Origin of the sequence: Mycolicibacterium alvei (assembly GCF_010727325.1) — a bacterium.
GTDB lineage: Bacteria > Actinomycetota > Actinomycetes > Mycobacteriales > Mycobacteriaceae > Mycobacterium > Mycobacterium alvei.
The window spans coordinates 3882272-3904650 of sequence record NZ_AP022565.1 but is presented as its reverse complement, the minus strand read 5'-3'; the positions used below and the strand labels follow the sequence as shown (position 1 = coordinate 3904650).

Sequence of the window (22379 nt, the reverse complement as noted above, 5' to 3'; positions counted from 1 at the left end):
AGCGGAACTCAGCCGATCGCCTTGGCCCAGTTGTCGGCCAGATACTTGTTGGCCGTGTCGGTTTGGTCCTGGGTCGCCACCGTCACCGGACCGTCGATGGGAGGCAGTTGACCGAACGCCGCGCGGTCGGCGGTGCCCGCGATGAGCATCTGGTCGGCGCGCACGGGGCGAACCCCACCCTGGGCGTACAGGTTCTGGCCTTCGTCGCTGAACAGGAATTCCTGCCACAGCCGGGCCGCCGCCGGATGCGGAGCATCCTTGTTGATCGCCTGATGGTAGTACCCGGCGACCAGGGCCTCGTGCGGAACCATCACCTGCCAGCCGGGGACCTTCTGGCTCTCGGTGCCGTTGAGGTAATTCCAGTCGATCACCACCGGGGTCTGTCCCGATGCGATGGTGGCCGGCGTCGGGTCGAGTGGCAGGAAGTTGCCTGCCTCATTGAGCTTTTCGAAGAAGGCGACTCCGGGGGCGATGTCATCGGCCGAACCGCCCTGCGCCACCGCCGCCATCAGCACCCCGGCGAACGCCGCACCGGCCTGGGTCGGGTCCCCGTTGAGCGCGACCATGCCGTGGTATTCGGGTTTGAGCAGATCTTCGACGGACGTGACCTGCGGAACCTTCGTCGAATCGAACCCGATGGACATGAACCCGCCGTAGTCGTTGACCCAGGTGCCGTCGGGGTCCTTGAGCTTCTCCGGGATGTCATCGAACGTGGCCACCTTGTAGGGGGCGAACATCGACACATTCGCGAGCGCCACCGACTGCCCCAGATCGAACACGTCGGGCGCAGTGCCCTTGCCCTTCTGCTGGTTGGCCGCGTTGATCTCTTCCTGACTGGAACCGTCGGGTAGCGCCGAGTTCACCTTGATGCCGTACTTCTCGGAAAAGGCCTTGATGATGGCGCCGTAGTTGGCCCAATCCGGGGGCAGCGCAATCACATTGAGTTCGCCTTCGGCCTTGGCCGCTGCCACGAGCTTGTCCATCCCGCCGAAGTCGGCCGCTGACGTGGCCTCGGCGACCTTGACTCCGGTATCCGTGTCGCCGCCGGCAGCGCCCTTCTGCGGCGGCGCGCACGCCGCCAGACCGACAGCGACGACGGCCGATGCGGCCAGAGCCGCCGATGCCGTCACGATCCGGGACGTGATCATTGCCAAACCCTCCGTCGGTCACCAAGCGCGCACCGGCACCCTATCGCGGCCTCACCGCACGCGAGACGCATCGCGGGCCGCCCGGCGGTGGACGGTGGCGATACCGGCTGACTAGGGTTGGCGCCCATGACGCCGATGACGCCCCTCCGCGCGAGCCTCGCACGTCGCCGGCGTCCGCTCGCCACAGCCGCCGTCTTCGTGGGCATCTGTGCCGCAGCTCAGTGGGCGATCGCACCCGCCTCGGCGGCCTTCGACGTGCAGGGCTACGAGAGCTGTACCTCGACGGCCACACCCGGCCCCGACCAGAACTTCGACTCCGTCGCCACGAGCTGCTGCGTCGATAACGCCGGAGTCCCTGCCAACACCAACTACGGCGTCGGTTGTGTCGCGCCGGTCGAGAACCCGCCGGCGGACTACCGGCCCACGATCGTCCTGCCAGTCCGGCCCACGCCACCGGGTGAGGGCGAAGACCTGACCTACGACGAGCTCATGAAGCTGCCGCCACTACCGGATGACGGTGTGCTGCCCGGCGACGTACCGCCACCCTGAGACGTTGCCGGCGTCCTCCACCTAGTCTGGAGTGATGGCTGATCCCGATGCCATTGCCCAGTTCGCCGCCGCGCCCTCGGCGGTGCTCGCCACGCTGGGTTCCGACGGTGCGCCACATCTGGTCCCGGTGGTCTTCGCGGTCCTGCTGCCGGCCGCCCCGCAGACCCCGACCACCATCTACTCCGCGGTCGACGCCAAACCCAAGTCCACCCAACGCCTGCGCCGACTGGCCAACATCGAAGGCGATTCCCGGGTCAGCCTGCTGGTCGACCACTACACCGACGAGTGGGCGCACCTGTGGTGGGTCCGTGCCGACGGGCTGGCCACGGTTCATCACAGCGGTGACCAGATGGCGGCCGGCTATGGACTCTTACGTGCGAAATATCCGCAGTACGAGCGGATTGCGCTGAACGGGCCGGTCATCACCGTCGAGGTCACCCACTGGTCGTCCTGGCAGGTGTGACGTCCGGGACAGCGTCCACGCACCCGCGCAGACCTTGTGCTCCAGATCACATCGGGGAATTGTGGAGTGCAGGTCCGGCGGGCCGCAGCGGGGCGCCCCGGGGACACCAGGAGGAGTGCCATGGCGGATAAGACGCATTCGGCCGGCAACGGGGCTGTTCCCACCGCGGACAGCCCCGCCGCCATTCGCAACGTCGTGCTCGTCGGCCCCTCCGGTGGCGGCAAGACCACTCTCGTGGAGGCCCTGCTGGTCGCCGCCGGTGTACTGACCCGCGCGGGTTCGGTGGTCGACGGGTCGACGGTCTGTGATTTCGACGAGGCCGAGATCGGCCAGCAGCGCTCGGTCGGACTGGCGCTGGCCCCGTTGCAGCACAACGGGATCAAGGTCAATTTGATCGACACCCCCGGATACGCCGATTTCGTCGGGGAGTTGCGTGCCGGATTGCGGGCCGCCGACTGCGCGCTGTTCGTGATCGCGGCCAACGAGAACATCGACGAGCCGACGAAGGCGTTGTGGCAGGAATGCGCGGCGGTCGGTATGCCGCGGGCGGTGGTGATCACCAAGCTCGATCACGCCCGCGCCAACTACGCCAATGCACTGGCCGGCGCCCAGCAGGCTTTCGGTGACAAAGTGGCGCCGCTGTACTTCCCCGCGGGGGAGGGAGTCATCGGACTGCTCACCCGCACGCACTACGACTACAGCGGCGCCACCCGCACCACCCGTCCGCCCGACGGCGGCTACGACGACGAGATTGCCGAACTCCGCGGCTACCTGATCGAGGGAATCATCGAGGAGTCCGAGGACGAAACGCTGATGGAGCGCTACCTCGGAGGCGAGGAGATCGACGAGTCGGTGTTGATCGCCGACCTGGAGAAGGCCGTGGCCCGTGGGTCGTTCTTCCCGGTGATTCCGGTGTGCAGCGGATCCGGGGTCGGCACGCTCGAACTGCTCGAGATCGCCACCCGCGGCTTCCCGTCACCGCCCGAGCACCGCCTGCCTGAGGTGTTCGCCGCCAGCGGCGCTGCCCGCAAGCCGATGAGCTGCGACCCGTCCGGACCGCTGCTGGCCGAGGTGGTGAAGACGACGTCGGATCCCTATGTCGGCAGGGTCAGTCTGGTCCGGGTGTTCTCCGGCACCATCAGGCCCGACGCCACCGTGCATGTGTCGGGCCATTTTTCTGCCTTCGACGACTCCGTGGCTGCCGAGGGATCCCACGGCCACGCCGGCTCAGGCCCGATTGCCGGCCACGCCGGCTCAGGCCCGATTGCCGGCCACGCCGACCATGACGAGGACGAGCGCATCGGCACCCTGTCCTTCCCGCTGGGCAAGCAGCAGCGTCCGGCACCGTCGGTGGTGGCCGGTGACATCTGTGCGATCGGTCGGCTCAGCCGCGCCGAAACCGGTGACACCCTCAGCGACAAGGCCGATCCTCTGGTGCTGCGCCCGTGGACCATGCCCGACCCGCTCCTGCCCATCGCGGTGCAGCCTCGCGCCAAGACCGACGAGGACAAACTCTCGGTCGGGTTGCAGCGGCTGGCCGCCGAGGATCCCACGCTTCGCATCGAGCAGAATCCCGAAACCCACCAGATCGTGCTGTGGTGCATGGGTGAGGCGCATGCCGGGGTGGTCCTCGACGCGCTCTCACGCCGCTACGGGGTCTCGGTGGACACCGTCGAGCTGCGGGTACCACTGCGGGAAACGCTCGGCGGCAAGGCAAAAGGGCACGGCAGGCACGTCAAACAGTCCGGCGGGCACGGACAGTACGCGGTCTGCGACATCGAGGTCGAGCCACTGCCGGAGGGCGCCGGATTCGAGTTCGTCGACAAGGTCGTCGGTGGATCCGTACCGCGCCAGTTCATCCCGAGCGTCGAGAAAGGTGTGCGGGCCCAGATGGAGAAGGGAGTCGGGTCAGAGGTCGGGTACCCCGTCGTCGACGTCCGGGTGACGCTGGTCGACGGCAAGGCGCACAGTGTCGACTCGTCGGACTTCGCCTTCCAGATGGCCGGCGGGTTGGCATTGCGCGAGGCCGCTGCGGCTGCCGGTGTGAACCTGCTCGAGCCGATCGACGACGTGACCGTGGTGGTGCCCGACGATCTGGTCGGCTCGGTGATGAGCGATCTGGCGAGTCGGCGCGGACGGGTACTCGGCACCGACAAGGCCGACGAGGACAAGACGGTGGTGAAGGCGGAAATTCCCGCGGTCGAACTGGTCCGGTACGCGATCGACCTACGGTCCCTCTCACATGGCGCCGGCAGCTTCACCCGGCAGTTTGCCCGCTACGAGCCGATGCCCGACGCAGCCGCCGCCCGGATGCGCAAGGCGGTCTGATCGAGCGCCTTCATCGCGGGGTGACCTCGAGGTGCAGGGCGGTCAGACCACGCAGGATGTACGTCGGAACGTAGTCGAACCTACGACCGCCTTCCGGGCCATGCTCGGCCTCAGAAAGCCGGATCTGCTTGGTGCGAGCGAGAATTCGCTCCAGGCACACCCTGGTCTCGGCCCGGGCAAGTGGCGCACCCGGGCACGAGTGCACACCGCGGCCGAATGCGATGTGCCTGCGGGCGTTCGGGCGGTCGACGTCGAAGGTGTCCGGGTTCTCGAACTGGCGCGGGTCCCGGTTGGCCGCACCGTTGCACACCATCAGCGTGGCCCCGGCGGGCACGTCGACGCCGCCGATCGTGGTCGCGCTGCGCGCCAGCCGGAAGTCACCCTTGATGGGGCTCTCCCACCGCAACGCCTCCTCGATGAAGTTCGGGATCCTGGCGGGTTCGGCGCGCAGCAGGTCCTGCAGATCCTGGCGTTCGGCAAGCAGTTTGAGCGCGGAACTCAGCAGCCGCACCGTGGTTTCCTGCCCGGCCAGGTAGAGGTTGGCGGCCAACCGGACCACGTCGATGACCTCGGGGGTCGAGCCGTCCGGGAACTTCGCCGCGGCCATCCCGGTGAGGGTGTCTTCTCGCGGATTCTCCCGACGCTCGGCGATGTAGGTCGAGAACTTCTCGTACAGGTACTCCAGCGGATTCTGTTCGACGGACTGCTCGGCGGTGCTGCCGATGCCGGCCTGATCGTGCCCACCCATCCGGGCCGCGAACTCGGCGCGGTCATCCTCAGGGACACCGAGCAGGTCGGCGATCACCAGAAGCGTGAACGGACCGGCGAATTCAGAGATGAACTCACCGCCACCGCGGGCCAGGTAGGGCTCGAGTGTCTGATCTGCCAGCCGCCACATGAAGTCCTCGTTCTGCTTGAGGCGCTTCGGCGTGATCAGCCCCATCAACAGCGCGCGGTGCTGGGTGTGGGTGGGCGGGTCGAACGTGGTGATCTGGTCACTCATCGGCAGTTCGTCACGATGCCGGTCGATGAGCTCACTGACCTCTTGGTCGGAGTGGCCCTCCAACGCGACCGGGAATCCGGGAAATGGTCCGGTCACCGAGGTGGCCGACGAGAACGCCTCGGGGTCGCTGCACACCGCGACGGCCTCGTCGTAGCCGGTCACCATCACCACGTTCTGATGCGGTTCCCGCTGCACCGGACAACGCTCCCGCAGCCCGGCCAGGAACGGATAGGGGTCGGGCACCAGGCTTTCGTCGCGAAAGAAATCCCGATTGTCGTTCATCTCAGTTCTCCATCGACGCGTAGAACTCGTCGGTGCCCGCACCGTCTTCAAGCGGGACATCGAAGGTGTTCAGCGCGAAGGCCAAGGTGCTGTACCCGCCGACGGTGAACATCAGGTCCATCCGCTGCCGATCGTCGAGGCGCCGCCCCAGCCGCTCCCAGGTCGGCGCGGAGATCCGCGACCCGCTGTACAGTTCGTCGACCGCTTCGAGCACAGTCTGATCGAATTCGTCTGCCGCCGAGCCGGTTTGGGTGGAAGCGACATCGCCCTCGGTCAACCCCACCTGCCGGGCCATCGCGCTGTGATGACCCCACTCGTACACACAACCGTGGTGGAAGGCGGTACGCAGGATCACGAGTTCACGGAGCCGCTCCGGCAGCGTGGAGTCTTTCTGCAGGTAGGTGTTGAATGGTAGAAAGGCCCCGGCCAGGACCGGATGGTGGACCAGGGTCGAGAGCGCGTTGCCCGCCTTGTCGGGGCGGCGTCGCTCTGGCGGCACCGTGGAGGCCAGGGCCTCACGCGCCTGATCGTCCCACTCCTCTGCCGGCAACGGCGTCAGCATCCGCATAGTCCTTCCGATGGGCCGATCTGCTTTACGATCGACTAGCAACGTACTTTACGATCGTAAAGTAGATCGACTAAGAATGCACATGGAGCGGAGGGCTGAATGGACCACGCCGACGAGGCGGCCGGCGACACTGCCAGTGCAGGAGCCACCCGCGAGCGGCTCGTCGAAGCCGCCGTCCGGTTGATCACCCGCCACGGCTTCGCCGGGACATCGCTGCAGATGATCGCCGACGAGCTGGGCTTCACCAAGGCAGCGATCTACTACCACTTCCGCACCCGCGAACAGTTGTTGAGCGCGGTGGTCAAACCGTTCCTGGCCCGGTTGCAAACCGTGATCGAAAAGGCCGAGGGGCAGCGAAGCGCGTCCGGCCGCGCCGATCAGATGGTGCGCGGCTACGCGGAACTGGCGGTTGACAACCGCGCGCTGGTGTCGGTTCTGGCCAGTGATCCGAGCGTGAACGAGGCGCTGCGGAACCGGCCGGAATGGGACGGCGTGATCAACCGGCAGATGGCCCTGCTGGCCGATGTCGATCCGGGCCCGGCCGGGACGGTCAAGGCGGCGATGGTGTTCTCCGGCATCGCCGGGGGCGCTGGCGTCGCCGGCGAGGACACCTCCGATGCGGACCTCGCCCGCTACCTGATCGACGCGGCGCGCCGCACCCTCGGACTGCGGACTCCCCGGCACTGACGAAAACGATTGATATTCAAACGAATTACCGAAAGGAACTCCCGATGACCACCCCACGGCAGAAAACAGCTCTGGTGACCGGAGGCGCATCCGGAATCGGCAGGGCGATCACCGAGCGGCTGGCCGCCGACGGATACCGGGTCGCCACCCTCGACCTCAATTCGACGGACGACGAGCACTCCTACGCCGCCGACGTCACTGATCGGGCGCAGGTCGATGCGGTGTTCAAAGCGGTCCGCGAGCAGTTGGGCCCCGTCACGATCCTGGTGAACTCGGCTGGTCTCAGCGATTTCACGCCGTTCACCGAGCTCACCTTCGAGCGTTGGCAGAAGGTCGTCGACGTCAACCTCAATGGCGTCTTCCACGTCGTGCAGGCCGCCCTACCCGACATGATCACCGCCGGCTGGGGCCGCATCGTCAACATCTCCTCGTCGAGCACGCACTCCGGCGTGCCGTACATGTCGGACTATGTGGCGGCCAAGTCCGCGGTGAACGGGCTGACCAAGTCACTGGCCCTGGAGCTGGGACCGGCCGGCATCACGGTCAACGCCGTACCGCCGGGATTCATCGACACCCCGATGCTGCGCGCCGCCGAGTCCCGGGGCGAACTCGGCGATATTCAGCGCACGATCGACGCCACCCCGGTACGCCGAATGGGTCGGCCCGAGGACATTGCTGCCACGTGTTCGTTCCTCATTTCCGAAGAGGCCAGCTACATCACGGGCCAGATCGTTGGCGTGAACGGCGGTCGTAACACCTGATCGGCGCCTAGTCTGTGACATGGGTCTCCCAGAATCGGCAATTTGATGTTCGCCGCACTGGGTGGCTCGCAGTTGCAGTTGTCTCGGCTCGTTTGCGACAGTTTTCTCACTCACTAGCTGGCTGGCTGCGTCAATATGTCGGAGGTTTGCACGTGGCCTCATCCACCGCGTCGGTACGGGACCGCTTCGAACAGCGGTTCAAGCACTGGCGGTACGACCCGCCGTACAAGTCCGCGTGCGCGGGCATGGTCATCCTGCTGGTCGCGGTGCTGGTGCTGACATGGATGCAGTTCCGCGGGGCGTTTGAGGAAAAGACCCAGCTCACCGTGCTGTCCAACCGGTCAGGTCTGTCGATGGACCCCGGCTCGAAGGTCACCTTCAACGGCGTGCCCATCGGCCGCCTCACCGCGGTGGACGTGGCCGAAGTGGACGGCGATCAACAGGCCAGGCTGACTCTGGACATCAAGCCCAAGTACATGAAGCTGATCCCGGAGAACGTGACCGCCGAACTGAAGGCCACCACGGTGTTCGGCAACAAATACATCTCGTTCGTCGCACCGGAGAATCCGTCGCCGCAGCGGTTGTCCCCGGAGACACCGATCCGGGCGCAGGGTGTGACGACAGAGTTCAACACGCTGTTCGAGACGATCACCGCGATCTCCGAGCAGATCGACCCGATCAAGCTCAACGAAACTCTGACCGCGACCGCGCAGGCGCTCGACGGGCTGGGCGACAAGTTCGGCCAGTCGATCGTCAACGGCAACGACATCCTGGCCGACCTCAACCCACGGATGCCCCAGATCCGCCGCGACATCGCCGGCCTGGCCGACCTGGGTGAGATCTACGCCAACGCCGGCCCGGATCTGTTCGACGGACTGACCAACGCCGTCACCACCGCCCGCACCCTCAACGAGCAGCGCGCCAACCTGGACCAGGCGCTGGTGGCCGCGGTCGGCTTCGGCAACACCGGTGGCGACATCTTCGAGCGCGGCGGCCCGTACCTGGTCCGCGGAGCCCAGGACCTGCTGCCGGTCAGCGCGATGCTCGATCGCAACAGCCCGGCCTGGTACTGCATGATCCACACCTACGCCGAGGCCGCCCCGCGGTTCGCTCAGCAGACCCGCAACGGCTACGCGTTCGAGTTGCAGAACTTCGTGGTCGGCGTGGGCAACCCCTGGGTCTACCCCGACAACCTGCCCCGGGTGAACGCCACCGGCGGGCCCGAGGGCCGGCCGGGTTGCTGGCAGCCGATCACCAAGGATCTCTGGCCGGCCCCGTACCTGGTGCTCGACGTCGGTGCGTCCGTCGCGCCCTACAACCACCTGGAGATGGGCCAACCGCTGGTGGCCGAGTACGTGTGGGGCCGCCAGGTCGGCGAGCACACCATCAATCCCTAGTGGTCTTGACTTCCAGTTCGGCCTCGAGCTTCTCCTCGTAGGCGCCCTCGTCACGGCCCAGCGCGATGGTGGCTGCGGCCATCGCCCCGATGGCCACCGAGAGTGCCACCGGCTCCCAGCCGGTGACCGACAGGTGCTCGCCCAGCACGATGGAGCCGAGCACCACCGCGACGACGGGCTCGAGTACCAGCATGGCCGGCACCGAGGTCTGCAACGATCCGGCGTGAAATGCCGACTGTTGAAGCAGCGTCGCGACCAACCCGAGAGTGACCACCAGGTACAGGGCCGGCGTGGTCAGCACGGCGAGCACGCCGTCGACGACGATCGTGTGCATCACGATCTTGGTCAGCACCGCGACCACGCCGAACATCATGCCGACCGCCAATGCCAACAGCATCGCGCGGCGCCAGTCGGTGCTCCGCGTGGCAGCCAGCACACACAGGCCGACGGCCGCTGTGCACACCACGGCGACGGTGACGGTGGTGGCCACCGAAACGCCATAGGTTCCGGTGCTGGCCCTGGCCAGCGCGACGAATACGGTCAACGCCCCGGTCAGCAGCAGTGCCCAGGCCCATTCGGCGCGGCTGACCTTCCGGTGGGCCAGGCGGGCGCTGAGCGGGAGCGCGAACAGCAGTGCCGACACCAGCACCGGTTGGACGAGCAGCAGCGAACCGAACCCGAGTGCCAGCGCCTGGAATGCATACCCGGCCACTGCGGACGCGGTTCCCGCCCACCACAGCTTGCGACGCAGCAACGTGCGCAGCATGACGGTGCTGACGCCCTTCTCGGGCGGAACGTCCATGGTCGCGCGCTGCCGCACCACAATGCCTACAGCCGCGAAAACCGCTGCACACAGGGCGAACAACACGGCAAGACTGTTGCCGAGCAAGCCTCGTCAACCCCTCCCGGGCCGGTGTGTCGGCCCCTCCGGGGGAGCAGGCCAGTGCCCTTCAACCGTAGAACGTTGACGGTTGTCGCGCCGATCGGGGCTAGACGACCTGCAGGTGCCGCTTCGGTGGCTGGTCGGCGGAGTCCGCGGGATCGGTCTGCGGGGCGGGCGCGATCTTGTCGTTGACGCTGGCCACCGCATGGTCGACGCGGTTCACCGCGGTGTCGCACAGCTCGCGGACCCGGCCGCTGGCAGTCTCGACCTCGTCGGCGGCGCTGCGCAGGTAGGCCCGGAGGTTGACGCGCAGCCGTTCACCGGCCCTACGCGCCCGCAACCGGACCCGATCATCGACCTCGACGGTCACGTAGGGCAACAACCGAAACCTCATGACAGAAACCTCATGGCCACGCTCCCATCGCCGCTTGTCTTGGCACACAGTATCCGCGCCCCACCAAGGATCGAGCCAGACGTGACGGGCGCCGCATTCCGGCAGTTTACGGCCGGTGGAGCACATCGACAGCTAGCTCCCGGCGCCGTCCCAGTCGGTCAGCGTCCAGCCGTCGGTCGGATTGCCCACGACGACGACATAGCCCGTGTTGTCGAGCGGGTGTTCCATCAGCAGTTGAGGATTGGGGTTGTCGACGTTCATCTGGACCCACAACATGATCGCCGCGCCGTGCGAGTAGGCGACGGGATCGTCGTCGCCGGTGTCGTAGATCTGCTGCACCGCTCCGTCGAACCGGGCATCGAACTCGTTGCCGTCGATCGAACCGGGTATCCGGGCGCTGCGATCCCCACGCAACCACTGCTCAGGTGCCGCGAAGTAGGTCTGGACGGCGCTCGCCTCGGGCTGGCCCTCGTAGACGCCTGCCTCGACCTCGTGGAGCCCGGGCAGCACGGTGACCCGCTCGTGCAGGACGTCGGCCATGGGTTGAGCGGTCTGCTGGGTCCGGACCATCGTCGAGGCGAAGATGCCGTCGTAATGGTGGGGCGACAGCCGCTGCGCGCTGGCGACGGCCTGGGTCCGGCCCAGATCGGTGAGCGAAGGACCCGGCGTGGAGCTGTCGATGAGGCCGGAGGCGTTACCCGCCGACTGGGCGTGCCGGACAAAGGTCAGGGTGATGGAGCGGTAGCCGCCTGCGGCTGCGGTCGGGACCGGCAGTGTGGCGAGAGCAAGAACGAACGCGGCCAGCAGCGGGAGTGCACGTAGTTTTCGCACACCGGCCATCATTCCCCCTCGGTCCTAGTGCTCCTCACGCGCGCGGCTCCGGTACGCCGACGGGGTCTCCCCGCAGAACTGACTGAAGCATCGGGTGAACGAGCTGAGATTCTCGAAGCCGACGGCCGTCGCAGTCGCCTGCACCGATTGATCGGGCCCGGCCAGCAGCGCCATGGCCCGCAGCATCCGGGCGTGCAAAAGGTATGTCCGCCAAGATATTCCGATCGTCTTGGCGAACAGGCGACGCAGCGTCCGCTCGGATACCGCCACCGCCCGGCTGACATCCTCGGCTGTCACCGAGGCGAGGTGTTCCTTGGTGTAGGCCAGTGCCGCGGCCACGATCGGGTGGTCACTGGTCGGCAGGCTCAGCGGCGCCTCGTGATCGAGCGCGTCGGCGACGAGGTTGGCCAGGGTTCGGAAGAACGTGTCGGATGTGTCGTCGCCGTGCGGGCGATCGACCGGCCAGCGCAACCCGTAGATCATCATCTCGCGGATCAGCGGGGACACCGCGATGATGCGGGCCCGGTCCCCCGGGTCGGCGATCAGCTGCGGATCGAACATCACCGCGACGGTCTTGACGTCGGGGTTCATCACCGCCTGGTGTTGCAGGCCGGCCGGAATCCACGCGGCCTGCTGCGGCGGGAGCAGATAGTGCGCGGCGTCGGTCTCCACCTCGACCACGCCATGCAGGGCGTACTCGATCTGGTGGACCTCGTGGGAGTGCCACCCGGTGATCAGCCCGTCGCCTTCGTAGAGGTAGCTGCCGGCCGGCGCGTGCCCGCCGCGGCGCAGTTCGATCACCGGCCGAGGCAAGTTGGCCGATTGCGTTAAACCTCTGTCCGAAAGTGCAGAGACGGTCACGCCTCCCGAGGGTACTAGTTAGATATGCAGACTGACGACCTGATCCTCATCAGCATCGACGACCACGTCGTCGAACCGCCCGACATGTTCCTCAACCACGTCCCGGCGAAGTACAAGCCCGAGGCACCCATCGTGGTGACCGACGACAAGGGTGTCGATCAGTGGATGTACCAGGGCCGCCCGCAGGGCGTGTCCGGCCTGAACGCCGTGGTGTCCTGGCCGGCCGAGGAGTGGGGTCGTGATCCGGCGGGGTTCGCCGAGATGCGTCCCGGTGTGTACGACGTGCACGAGCGGGTCCGCGACATGGACCGCAACGGCATCCTGGCCTCGATGTGCTTCCCGACCTTCACCGGGTTCTCCGCTCGCCACCTCAACATGCACCGCGAAGAGGCGACGCTGGTCATGGTGTCGGCGTACAACGACTGGCACATCGACGAGTGGGCCGGGTCCTACCCCGGCCGGTTCGTCCCGATCGCGATCCTGCCGACGTGGAATCCCGAGGCCATGTGCCGCGAGATCCGCCGAGTCGCCGCCAAGGGCTGCCGGGCCGTCACGATGCCCGAACTGCCCCACCTGGAAGGACTTCCGAGCTACTTCGACGAGGGCTACTGGGGCCCGGTGTGGCAGACCCTGTCCGAGGAGAACGTGGTGATGTGCCTGCACATCGGCACGGGCTTCGGCGCGATCTCGATGGCCAAGGATGCGCCCATCGACAACCTGATCATCCTGGCCACCCAGGTATCGGCGATGTGTGCACAGGACCTGTTGTGGGGACCGGCGATGCGCAACTACCCCGACCTCAAGTTCGCCTTCTCCGAGGGCGGAATCGGTTGGATTCCTTTCTATCTGGACCGCAGCGACCGCCACTACACCAACCAGAAATGGCTGCGCCGCGACTTCGGCGACAAGCTACCGTCGGACGTGTTCCGCGAGCACTCGCTGGCCTGCTATGTCACCGACAAGACCTCGCTGAAGCTGCGCCACGAGATCGGGATCGACATCATCGCCTGGGAGTGCGACTACCCGCACAGCGACTGCTTCTGGCCCGATGCACCCGAACAGGTGCTGGCCGAGCTGAATGCCGCGGGCGCAAGCGATTCCGACATCAACAAGATCACCTGGGAGAACTCGGCGCGGTTCTTCAGTTGGGATCCCTTCAAGCACACCGCACGTGATCAGGCCAACGTCGGCGCACTGCGCGCCAAGGCCACCGACGTCGACACCTCGATCCGTCCGCGCGCGGAGTGGGCCCGACTCTACGAGCAGAAGCAGCTCACCCAGGCCTGACGGTTTGTCGTCGAGTCTGTGCTGAGGGCGCGAAAGTTCGAGTAATGACCGCCCTCAGCGCAGAGTCAACGATGTGGTGCTCGTCACCGACGTGAAGGCCTCGGCGGCTGGCACCTCGCCGGCGGCGATGCAGGCGACGGCGACGGCCAGTGTCTTGAATGACTGCGCGGCGGCACTCAGGGTGTGCCCGAACAAGCGGTTCGGATCCGGTGATTCACCCCAGACCAGCACCTCGGCGCACCCCGCGGGCAACTGTTGGCCGTCCCCCGAAATCGCATGGGCATATGCGTCGGCACTCATCACCAGCACGCACTGCTCTTCGTCCACAGGCCCCGGTGGGGTCGCCACATCGACAAGCTGGGCGCCGAGAATGTGCACCGGCCGAACGTCATCCGCGTCGGACAGTGCCACACTGACCCGCCAACCACTCATCATCCGGTCGACGATCAGCCCACCGGCGTTGGCGGCCAGTTCCGCGGCGTCTCGGGCCATCACGTGCATGCGGTATCCGACCGCGCCGCTGCCCTTTTCACCTTTCATCGCAGCACCCGCACCGGGACGTGGGCCCAGCCCGCGACGTTCTGCATGCTGACCCGTTCGCAGCGATCCCAATCGACCTCGTAGTGGGGCATGAAGTCCAGGAGCTTGTCCAGGGCGATGCTGCACTCCATGCGGGCCAGCGCCGCACCGAGGCAACTGTGGATCCCATATCCGAATCCGAGGTTCTGGGCTTCGGTACGGTCCCGGTCGATGTCGAAGGTATCGGGGTCCGTCCAGGCGTCGGGGTCACGGTTCGCCGAACCACCGACCAGGAACACCGGCTTGCCCTCGGGAATCGTCACTCCGTGCAGACGGATCTCACGCTGTGAGCGTCGAACGTTGTACTGGGCCGGGGCTTCGTAGCGAAGCAGTTCCTCGATCGCGGCCGGGATCTTGCTGCGGTCCTCGCGCAACCGCTGCCATTGTTCGGGGTGGCGGGCGAACATCACCACGGCAGCACCGACCAGCTTGGTCACCGTCTCCGCGCCGGCACCGCCGAGAAGGGTGGTGAATCCGGCGATCTCGGAGTTTCTCAGCCGGGTGAGCTCGCCGTCCTCCCGTTCGATTTCGGCGGAGATCAACCGGCTGATCATGTCGTCCTGCGGTTCGGCGCGGCGCTGTTTGATCAGGTCGTAGTACATCAGCCAGGTCTGGGCCATCGCCTCGACACCCGCTTCGGACACCTCGATCTGCCCTGGCTCACGGTGTAGTTGCTCGTCGATCCACAGCCGCACCTGCTGGCGCAGCTCCGCGGGGACTCCCAGCATCGTGGTGATGACCTCGACCGGGAAGTACGCCGAGAAGTCGGAGACCACATCGAACTCCACTGGATCGACGGCCTCGAGGTAGCGGTCGATCTGATCGGACACCATGCCCTGCAACGCACCGATGGCCCTCGGCGTGAACACCTTGTTGACCAGGCTGCGCATGTGCCGGTGCTCGGGAGGGTCCATCGAGATGATCATCTTCGCGGGGACCTTCTGCCCGGTGCGCACCATGGCCAGGTCGACCCCGTAGGCCGACGAGTAGGTCTCGAAGTCCTTGAACGCGGCCGCCACGTCGACGTGCCTGGTCAGCGCGTAGAAGTCGTATTCGGCGCTGTAGTAGACCGGGGCCTCTTCACGCATCCGCCGATACGTCTCGTACGGACCGTTGAAGAAATCCGCCGAGAACGGGTCGAAAACCACCTGCGACGTCGTCAACATGACCTCCGGCCGGATAGGCAACCTGCCCCGATATGGTTCCGGGACGCTCAACTGTAATGGTTACAGTAGCTTCGGTTCAAGTATCCGATCGGCTAGTCACAGCCATCTCAGTGCGTGATCTGCCAGTCCGCCGCCTCACGCTGCTGATTCCAGAACTCGTCAAAACGTCCGCGTGCAGCCAGCAGTTCATCGATGCTGCCGTCCTCGACGATGCGTCCGCCGTCCAGGAAGAGCACCCGGTCGGCGTGCCGGATGCTGGCCAGCCGGTGCGCGACGATCACCCGGGTCCGGGAACGCTCTTCGGCAGTCAGTGCATCGACCACCGCGGCCTCGTTCTCGGTGTCCAGCGCACTGGTCGCCTCGTCCACCAACAGCACGGGAGCCGGCTTGACCAGGGCCCGGGCGATGCTGACCCGCTGCCGCTCACCGCCCGACAGTGCGGTCCCCGCTTCACCAACCTTGGCGCGTTCACCGTCGGGCAACCGCGCGGTCAACTCGTCCACGCGGGCCAGTCGCGATGCGGTGGCGAGCTGCTCGGCATCGGCGGCCGGGTCGCCGACCAGGATGTTGTCCCGGATCGTCCCATCGAAAAGATAGGGATGCTGGAACACCACACTCGTTGCCGCCCTGCGCGTTTCGGCGTCCATCTGCGCGGTGTCGACTCCGTCGATCAACACTCGGCCCGCGTCCGGGTGGTACAACCCCGCGATGAGCGACAGGATGGTGCTCTTTCCCGAGCCGGACGGGCCGACTATCGCGGTGGTGCCGCCGGGCTCCAGGACGAAGCTGACGTCTCGGAGCACCGAGGTTTCTCCGTAACCGAAGCTCACCCGGGAGAATTCGATCCGGGCCGCGGTGTCCGCGGTCAGCGTGGCCGTGCCGGTGGCCATCACCGGGGCATCGAGGACGGCCCGGATCCGGCCGAGGGAGGACCGGGTGGTTTCGATCGCCGGGGCCAGTTCGGACAGTGAGGTGAACGGCTCGAGATAGCGCGCGGCGACGACGATCATCGCGATCGCCTCGGGCACACCGAGGGTGCCGCGCACCGTGAGGAAGGTCGCCATCCCAGCCAGGATCAGCAGGGCCAGTTGACTGGCGAGGCTGAACAGCAGCTGTCCCGGTACCTGCATGAGCAACAGCCGCATGCCGGCACCGTGCTGCGCCGCCAGGGCGTCACCGACCATGCTGCGGGCCGGCTCGACCCGCCGGGCCGCGCGCAGTGCCTGCTGGGTGCGGGCGAACTCGATGATGCGTTCGGTGAACGCCCGGTTCGTCTCGTCGGCCACCGTATCGGCCTTGCGGCTCAGCCGGCCCGAGGCCCAGAATGCACCGAGCAGGATCACCACGCCGGCCAGTGCGGCCAACCCGAGCGGGACCGAGATGAACAGCAGTGCAACGGCAATGGCCGCGGGCAACAGGATCGCACCGATCAACGGGGTCAGCAGGTTGACCACCAGGCCGACCAGTTCCGGTCCGGTGGCGGCGATCGCCTGACGGGCGTTGGCGGTGTTGGCGCCGCTGTTGCCACCCAGCCAGTCCATCCGGATGCCGGGCAGTCGGTCGGCCACGTCGTGCTGGGTGTGGTCCAGTAGCGCGAAGCCGAGGTCGAATCCGAGCCGTGAGGTCGCGGTGTCGACCATCCAGCCGATGACGGTCGCGGCGGTGAGCCAGCCCAGCCACGGCAGCGCATCGCGCGGCGCATCGCTGAACAACGCTGCCACCAACGGAATCAGCAACACGGTGCCGGCCGCACGGATCACCACCGACACCAGCGTGAGCACGGCGTAGCTGCCGACCCGTCCGCGGCGGTCGGCCGGGATGAGGGCGATCAGCGTGCGGATCATCGGGCGTCTCCTGCGGTGACGGCATCGCCGGGGTGCAGTGACCGTCCGGTCTGCCAGAGTTGGTGGTAGCGCCCGGCTTTTCCATTCACGCCGGCCAGCAAACCTTCATGCGTGCCGGTTTCGGCGATGTGTCCGCCGTCGAGGACCACGATCTGGTCGGCGTGGGTGATGGTGTGTAGCCGGTGCGCGATCACCAGCACCGTCCGGTCCTTGGTCAGCCGGTTGAGCGCCTGCTGCACAAGGTATTCCGATTCCGGATCGGCGAAGGCCGTGGCCTCGTCCAGGATCAGCACCGGGGTGTCGGCCAGGATGGCCCTGGCGATGGTGAGCCGCTGCCGTTCACCGCCGGACAATGCCGACGACGCGCCCAGCACGGTCTGATAGCCCTCAGGTAGCCGCAGTATCCGATCGTGGATCTGGGCGTCGCGCGCGGCCTGTTCGATCCGTGCGGGGTCGGCTTCCGGGTCGGCCAGCGCGATGTTCTCGGCGACGGTGCCGGCCACCAACTGGGCCTCCTGCAGCACAAAACCCACCCGGCGGTACAGCTCATCGGCAGTCAGTGACCGAATGTCTTTGCCGTCCAACCGGATCGACCCCGTATCGACATCGTGGAAGCGCGCCAGTAGCGCGGCGAGCGTCGACTTCCCCGATCCCGACGGGCCGACCAGTGCGGTCACGGTGCCCGGGCGCAGGGTCAACGACACGTCCTTGATCACCGGGACACTGGGCCGGTAGCCGAACGTCACCCCGTCGAACACGACCGCGTCCGGAGCCCCCTCTTCGCCCTGGTGCTCAAGGAGCGCCAGGTCCGCCTCGTCGAGCGTGTTCTGAATGCGACGCGCGGCCAGCATGCCGCCGCGGATTCCGCCCAGTCCGTAGCCCACTCCCAGCAGCCGGACCCCGAATGTGGTTCCCAGCAGCAGGAACGGCAGCAGATCGACCGGATCCATCGAGCCGCCGATGATCATCGGGGTGCCGACGGCGGCGATCAGCCACAGGAAGGTGGCGGGCCGGGTCACCAGGTCCATCAGCGACTTCTTACCGGTGAATGGCCGCTGCCAGTCGACGAGGAAACCGATGTACTCGTCGAGGCGGCGACGGAAACTCGACGACGCGGCACCGCCGAACACCCGGACGACGGGCTGGCCTTCGAGGTAGGCGCCGGCCTCGCCGCTCATCCGGTCGGCCCAGCGTTGCGCCTGGCCGATCTTGGCGCCGGACTGGATGGTCATCAGCGACATCAGCACCAGATAGGTGAGCACCGGGACGAACAGCACCAGGGCCAGCCGCCAGTCGACGGTGAACAGGTAGATCAGCACGGCCACCGGGGCGATCACTGCGGCGACGGCATCCGGGATGGCGTGGGTGACCAGGTAATGCAGCGACAGCGTGTCGTCTTGCACGAGTTGCTTGATCGAGCCCGAACCCCGTGCGGTGAACCAGCCCAGCGGTAGCCGCGACATCTTGGTCAACAACCGGGTCCGCAGTTCACGGGCGAACTGCGCGTCGAGGCGATGCAGCCACAGGGTGAGACCCGCGCCCAACAGCGCACCGAAACCCAGCAGCCAGACCGCGGTCAATCCCAGTGTCCACAACCGGGATTCCTCGGCCCCGGCCAACAACAGTCGAGCCAGCTCGACCAGCAGCACGAACGGAGCGAGCTGGATCAGGGTGATGAGCGCCTGCAGTACGCCAGAGATGATCAGCGGGGTTTTCAGCGGGGCCAGCAGGCGGCCCGCGCCCTGCGCCCGCCAGGTGCCGCGGGCGGGCGCGGCGGGGATGGGAGCGGGAGCGGGAGCGGAAACAGGCTCGGGCTCGGCGACTTCAGTGCGGTCGGTGCCCATCGCCCGGCCCTCGGTCCAGTAGGCCTGGGCGTGCAGTTCGGATTTGGGAAAGCCGAACTCATCCCGCAGCCGAGTACGCAGATGCTTGAGTGAGCCGGCCTCCGGCGTCACCCAGCAGTACCAGTCCGACCAGTCCCGCGCCTCGATCGCAGCCGCCAGCGACGTGGTGTCGTGGCGCTTGATCCAGTGCACCCGCAGCCGCGGATGCTCGGCGATCGGGATGAGTAGATCGTTCTCGTCGTGCTGCTCGAGGTAGACCTCGACCGGAATATCTTGCGGCAGAACGCCGATGATGCCGTTGATAGCCGGCGTGGCCGCCGCATCACCGATCAGCAGGTATCCGGCGGGCAGATCGTCCGGCACGGTGAATCCCGTCGAGCCCAGGGCCATCACCGGGATGGTGTCGCCCGGCTCGGCGGCCCTGGCCCACTTGGACGCCGGCCCCGACGGTTCATGCAACACGACGTCAACGGCGAAATGACCGGTGGCGGGGTCCATTTCGGACATGGTGTAGCCCCGCTGGAACTCGGTCTTCGAGCCGTCGGGGTCCGGAACCCAGAATCTCAGGTACGACGTCGGCTCGGCCACTGCGTCCTCGAACACCGTCGGCGACACCAGGCGCAGGCGCAGCAGGTTCGGCGTCAGGTAGGTGGTCTCGACCACGGTCGCCTGGTGATCGCGCGCGCCGAAGCCGCGCATCATCACTCCCTGAAATCCGCGTGCCATCAGCGGTCCTCTCCCCCGGCGGTCAGATCCGCCATGATGTCGTTTATCGGCCTGCCGGGAACCACGGACGTCAGCAGTCCCCGGATCAGTGCGTTCAGCAGAAGTTCCAGATACTGCGGACTGCTCAGCTGCATGCCCGCGCTGTGTACCGGGCCCAGTGCCGCGTCCCCGGCCAGCCGTTCGGCGGCGGCATCACGTTCCACGACGAATCCGTCGTCGCCACCGCTGGCCTCTGCCTTGAGCTCGTGCTGCGCGGCCAGTCCGATGGCCAGGACGGCCACCGAGCTGCTCAACAGCGCCGCACCCTCGGCGGTGTAGCCGCGTCGGCCCAGCGCGGCGATCTCGTCGGCCAGCAGCCGAGCGCCGGCTTCCCCACGCGGGAACAGCACCTGCATGTAGGTGGCCAGCCCGGGATTGTCCAGGGCGTAGCGGTGCAGGCTCACCCCGAAGGCCCGCAGGTGGTCTTCGGCCGACCGCGCCGGGTCGTCGACCAGCTCGAGTTCGGCGAGCAGACTCTCCCCGACCAGGCGTTCGAGCTCCCACCGGCCGCTGATGTGGCGGTACAGCGCGGTTGCCGACACCCCCAGCCGGGCGGCCACCGCGTTGATGCTGAGGTTGCGCATCCCGAGCTCACGCCCCGCGGAGACGATGTCGGACACCGCGATGAGGGGCGGGCGTCCGCCTACTCGCGCGGGGACACCAGATCCGGCCACGACCACCTCCACAGGAAAGTTACCCCCACAAACTAAGGGTCACCTTAGTGATCGTCAACCGGCCCCGATAACAGAGCAGTTGCTCTGTTAGGGTGGCGAGGTGCCACGCCCTCGCCTCTACGATCCGGATTCGGTACTCGACGCCGCAGAAGCCCTGGCCGTGCACTCCGGACCGGCATCCGTGACGGTCCGGGCGATCAGCGAAGCCGTCGGACTGTCCAACGGCGCGCTGTATCACTCCTTCGGTTCGCGGTCCGGCCTGCTTGGCCAGGTCTGGCTCCGCGCCGGACGCCGGTTCCTGACACTGCAGCGTGAACTGGTCGAGGCCGAGCACCACGGCGGCGACGCGATCGCTGCGGCCGCCTACGCGCCGGTGATCTTCGCCGAACGGCACCCCGCTTCGGCACGACTCCTGCTGCAGATCCGACGCGAGCAGGTACTCGGCAACGACCTGCCCGCGGAGTTGGCCGAGCAGGCGCACGAACTGGAAAAACAGTTGGTGGACTTGATGATCGAACTCGCGGTGGCCACCTGGGACCGGCGCGACCGGGCCGCCGTGGACACCGTGACGACGTGCATCGTGGACCTGCCGACAGCAATCCTGCTGCGCCGCAACCGACTCGACGACCCGACGGCCCGCCACCACCTCAACGCGGCGGTGGCGGCCGTGCTGACTGTGGGGCCCGCCCCGAAACCTGCGCCGAAACACGGCACCAAGAAAGGAATCACATGACCGCCACCCTGGATTACGACGGTGACATCGCCATTCTCAACCTCGGCGACGATGAGAACCGGTTCTCCCCCGAGTTCCTAGATACGGTCGACGCGCACCTCGACACGGTACTGGCCAAGGGCGCACAGGGTCTGGTGACGACCGCCGACAGCAAGTTCTATTCCAACGGGCTGGACCTGGATTGGCTTGGCGCCCACAGCGATCAGGGTGACTGGTACGTCGGCCGAGTACAGGGCCTGTTCGCGCGGGTGCTGACGTTTCCCCTCCCGACGGCCGCAGCTGTCGTCGGCCATGCGTTCGGCGCCGGTGCGATGCTGGCCATCGCCCACGATTTCCGGGTGATGCGCGACGACCGTGGCTTCTTCTGTTTCCCCGAGGTGGACATCAGGATCCCGTTCACGCCGGGCATGGCCGCGCTGATCCAGGCCAAGCTCACCCCACAGGCCGCCGTAGCGTCGATGACCACCGGACGCCGGTTCGGCGGTGTCGATGCGCAGGCATACGGAATCGTGGACGCGACCACGGGCGAGGGTGCGGTCACCTCCGCGGCCACCAACCTGCTGCGGCCCCTGGCCGGTAAGGACTCCGGCACGCTGGGCGCGATCAAACAGGGCATGTTCGGCACCGCGGTCCAAGCGCTGCAATCCAACTAGCCGAGATCGGGCAGCGGTTGCCGGCAGAGCCGGCCGGCCTCGTCGGCCGGCATGCCGAGCAGCACGAGCAGGTTCTGCGTCACCGTGTCCGCGGCTTCCGCGTCGTCGCGATCCAGTTCGTCGCTGAGCAGTTGGCCCAGCCCGAGGAGTGCCCCTCCGACGATGGCAAGTGCCAGGTTGACATCCGTGACGTGGAATCGGCCGGCCTCGACGGCGGCGGCGATGTCGCGCCGGGCCCGCGGTGCCAGGCCCCTGTCCGAGGACAGTAGGGACAGTCCGGTGGACAGCAGGACCCGGCACTCCTGGGGACGTCGACGGAACATCCGCCCGGTCAAGCGGAAACTGCACGCGAAGGCCTCAGCCGGGTCGTCGAGCGACTTGGCGTACGCGTCCAACAGATCGGCGTGCATGTCGAGCGCGTCGGCGAGGGCCGCGTCGAACAGTTCTTCCTTGCTGTCGAAGTGGTTGTAGAACGACCCCATCCCGACGTCGGCCGCCTGGGTGATCTCCAGAACCGGCGCGTTGAGCTTGCCGGCCGCGATGAACGATTGCGCCGCGGCGATCAGCGCCGCGCGGGTCCGCTGTTTGCGCCTAGCCAATCGGTTCGGCGGTTCGTCATGCCGGTCAGCCGGTTGCGTCGTCATCGCGCTGGCCCCCTTCGCCGCGGATCCTTCCGGGA

At 67.0% G+C, this 22379-nt stretch carries 22 protein-coding genes; 9 read left to right on the top strand and 13 right to left on the bottom strand.

Annotated elements, in window-relative coordinates; translation table 11 throughout:
• Positions 1-8: 8 nt before the first annotated feature.
• The gene (locus G6N44_RS18570) at positions 9-1148 is read right to left on the bottom strand and encodes an ABC transporter substrate-binding protein (protein ID WP_163666406.1); all 1140 of its coding nucleotides are present in this window, start codon (positions 1146-1148) and stop codon (positions 9-11) included.
• A gap of 126 nt (positions 1149-1274) precedes the next feature.
• Here G6N44_RS18570 and G6N44_RS18565 point away from each other — a divergent pair, with 126 nt between their 5' ends.
• From G6N44_RS18565 to G6N44_RS18555, 3 genes are all read left to right on the top strand, one after another.
• The gene (locus tag G6N44_RS18565; protein ID WP_163666404.1) at positions 1275-1697 is read left to right on the top strand and encodes a hypothetical protein; all 423 of its coding nucleotides are present in this window, start codon (positions 1275-1277) and stop codon (positions 1695-1697) included.
• A gap of 34 nt (positions 1698-1731) precedes the next feature.
• Entirely contained in the window at positions 1732-2160 is a 429-nt protein-coding gene (locus G6N44_RS18560; protein ID WP_163666402.1) for a TIGR03668 family PPOX class F420-dependent oxidoreductase, read from the top strand.
• Positions 2161-2280: 120 nt separating this feature from the next.
• Positions 2281-4488 (top strand): elongation factor G-like protein EF-G2, encoded by a 2208-nt coding sequence (locus tag G6N44_RS18555; RefSeq protein WP_163666399.1) that lies wholly within the window; start codon positions 2281-2283, stop codon positions 4486-4488.
• A gap of 10 nt (positions 4489-4498) precedes the next feature.
• Here the strand turns inward: G6N44_RS18555 and G6N44_RS18550 are convergent, their stop codons facing one another.
• Together G6N44_RS18550 and G6N44_RS18545 are read right to left on the bottom strand one after the other, a co-directional pair.
• Complete coding sequence (locus tag G6N44_RS18550) at positions 4499-5773, bottom strand: cytochrome P450 (RefSeq protein WP_163666398.1); 1275 nt, start codon at positions 5771-5773, stop codon at positions 4499-4501.
• Position 5774: 1 nt separating this feature from the next.
• Complete coding sequence (locus G6N44_RS18545) at positions 5775-6335, bottom strand: carboxymuconolactone decarboxylase family protein (protein WP_163666396.1); 561 nt, start codon at positions 6333-6335, stop codon at positions 5775-5777.
• 105 nt (positions 6336-6440) lie between these two features.
• On the opposite strand from G6N44_RS18545, the gene G6N44_RS18540 reads away from it, so the two are divergent.
• The 3 genes from G6N44_RS18540 to G6N44_RS18530 all read left to right on the top strand — a co-directional run bounded on the left by G6N44_RS18540 (position 6441) and on the right by G6N44_RS18530 (position 9186).
• Positions 6441-7028 (top strand): TetR/AcrR family transcriptional regulator, encoded by a 588-nt coding sequence (locus G6N44_RS18540; protein ID WP_163666394.1) that lies wholly within the window; start codon positions 6441-6443, stop codon positions 7026-7028.
• Positions 7029-7072: 44 nt separating this feature from the next.
• Positions 7073-7789, top strand: a complete 717-nt coding sequence (locus G6N44_RS18535; RefSeq protein ID WP_163666392.1) for an SDR family NAD(P)-dependent oxidoreductase — start codon at positions 7073-7075, stop codon at positions 7787-7789.
• Positions 7790-8034: 245 nt separating this feature from the next.
• Entirely contained in the window at positions 8035-9186 is a 1152-nt protein-coding gene (locus G6N44_RS18530) for an MCE family protein (protein ID WP_163670127.1), read from the top strand.
• Here the strand turns inward: G6N44_RS18530 and G6N44_RS18525 are convergent.
• The 4 genes from G6N44_RS18525 to G6N44_RS18510 form a co-directional block, all read right to left on the bottom strand.
• Positions 9176-10075, bottom strand: coding sequence for a DMT family transporter (locus G6N44_RS18525; RefSeq protein WP_163666390.1), 900 nt, complete (start codon positions 10073-10075; stop codon positions 9176-9178). The two genes, G6N44_RS18530 and G6N44_RS18525, sit on opposite strands and share 11 nt — an antisense overlap.
• 100 nt (positions 10076-10175) lie before the next feature.
• Positions 10176-10463, bottom strand: a complete 288-nt coding sequence (locus G6N44_RS18520; protein ID WP_163666388.1) for a hypothetical protein — start codon at positions 10461-10463, stop codon at positions 10176-10178.
• Positions 10464-10595: 132 nt separating this feature from the next.
• Positions 10596-11303 carry a histidine phosphatase family protein gene (locus tag G6N44_RS18515; RefSeq protein ID WP_163666386.1) on the bottom strand — a complete coding sequence of 236 codons (708 nt, stop codon included), beginning with the start codon at positions 11301-11303 and terminating at the stop codon, positions 10596-10598.
• 15 nt (positions 11304-11318) lie between these two features.
• Complete coding sequence (locus G6N44_RS18510) at positions 11319-12155, bottom strand: AraC family transcriptional regulator (RefSeq protein WP_163666384.1); 837 nt, start codon at positions 12153-12155, stop codon at positions 11319-11321.
• A gap of 24 nt (positions 12156-12179) precedes the next feature.
• Here G6N44_RS18510 and G6N44_RS18505 point away from each other — a divergent pair, with 24 nt between their 5' ends.
• Entirely contained in the window at positions 12180-13442 is a 1263-nt protein-coding gene (locus G6N44_RS18505; protein ID WP_163666382.1) for an amidohydrolase family protein, read from the top strand.
• A gap of 54 nt (positions 13443-13496) precedes the next feature.
• On the opposite strand, the gene G6N44_RS18500 is transcribed toward G6N44_RS18505, so the two are convergent.
• The 5 genes from G6N44_RS18500 to G6N44_RS18480 form a co-directional block, all read right to left on the bottom strand.
• Complete coding sequence (locus G6N44_RS18500; protein ID WP_163666380.1) at positions 13497-13982, bottom strand: hypothetical protein; 486 nt, start codon at positions 13980-13982, stop codon at positions 13497-13499.
• A complete protein-coding gene (locus G6N44_RS18495) occupies positions 13979-15187 on the bottom strand; it encodes a cytochrome P450 (RefSeq protein ID WP_372508132.1) in 1209 nt (402 codons plus the stop codon). Before G6N44_RS18495 ends, G6N44_RS18500 begins: the two co-directional genes overlap by 4 nt.
• Positions 15188-15294: 107 nt before the next feature.
• Entirely contained in the window at positions 15295-17031 is a 1737-nt protein-coding gene (locus tag G6N44_RS18490; RefSeq protein WP_163666377.1) for an ABC transporter ATP-binding protein, read from the bottom strand.
• Positions 17028-19601 (bottom strand): ABC transporter ATP-binding protein/permease, encoded by a 2574-nt coding sequence (locus tag G6N44_RS18485; RefSeq protein ID WP_163666375.1) that lies wholly within the window; start codon positions 19599-19601, stop codon positions 17028-17030. Before G6N44_RS18485 ends, G6N44_RS18490 begins: the two co-directional genes overlap by 4 nt.
• Positions 19601-20314 carry a TetR/AcrR family transcriptional regulator gene (locus G6N44_RS18480; RefSeq protein WP_163666373.1) on the bottom strand — a complete coding sequence of 238 codons (714 nt, stop codon included), beginning with the start codon at positions 20312-20314 and terminating at the stop codon, positions 19601-19603. The genes G6N44_RS18485 and G6N44_RS18480 overlap by 1 nt, the downstream gene beginning before the upstream one ends.
• Before the next feature lie 100 nt (positions 20315-20414).
• Between G6N44_RS18480 and G6N44_RS18475 the strand changes: the two genes are divergently transcribed.
• Complete coding sequence (locus tag G6N44_RS18475) at positions 20415-21047, top strand: TetR/AcrR family transcriptional regulator (protein ID WP_163666371.1); 633 nt, start codon at positions 20415-20417, stop codon at positions 21045-21047.
• Positions 21044-21700, top strand: a complete 657-nt coding sequence (locus G6N44_RS18470; RefSeq protein ID WP_163666369.1) for an enoyl-CoA hydratase-related protein — start codon at positions 21044-21046, stop codon at positions 21698-21700. The genes G6N44_RS18475 and G6N44_RS18470 overlap by 4 nt, the downstream gene beginning before the upstream one ends.
• Here the strand turns inward: G6N44_RS18470 and G6N44_RS18465 are convergent.
• On the bottom strand, positions 21697-22344 hold the full coding sequence (locus tag G6N44_RS18465; protein ID WP_163666367.1) for a TetR/AcrR family transcriptional regulator: 648 nt from the start codon (positions 22342-22344) through the stop codon (positions 21697-21699). The two genes, G6N44_RS18470 and G6N44_RS18465, sit on opposite strands and share 4 nt — an antisense overlap.
• Between the last annotated feature and the right edge of the window lie 35 nt (positions 22345-22379).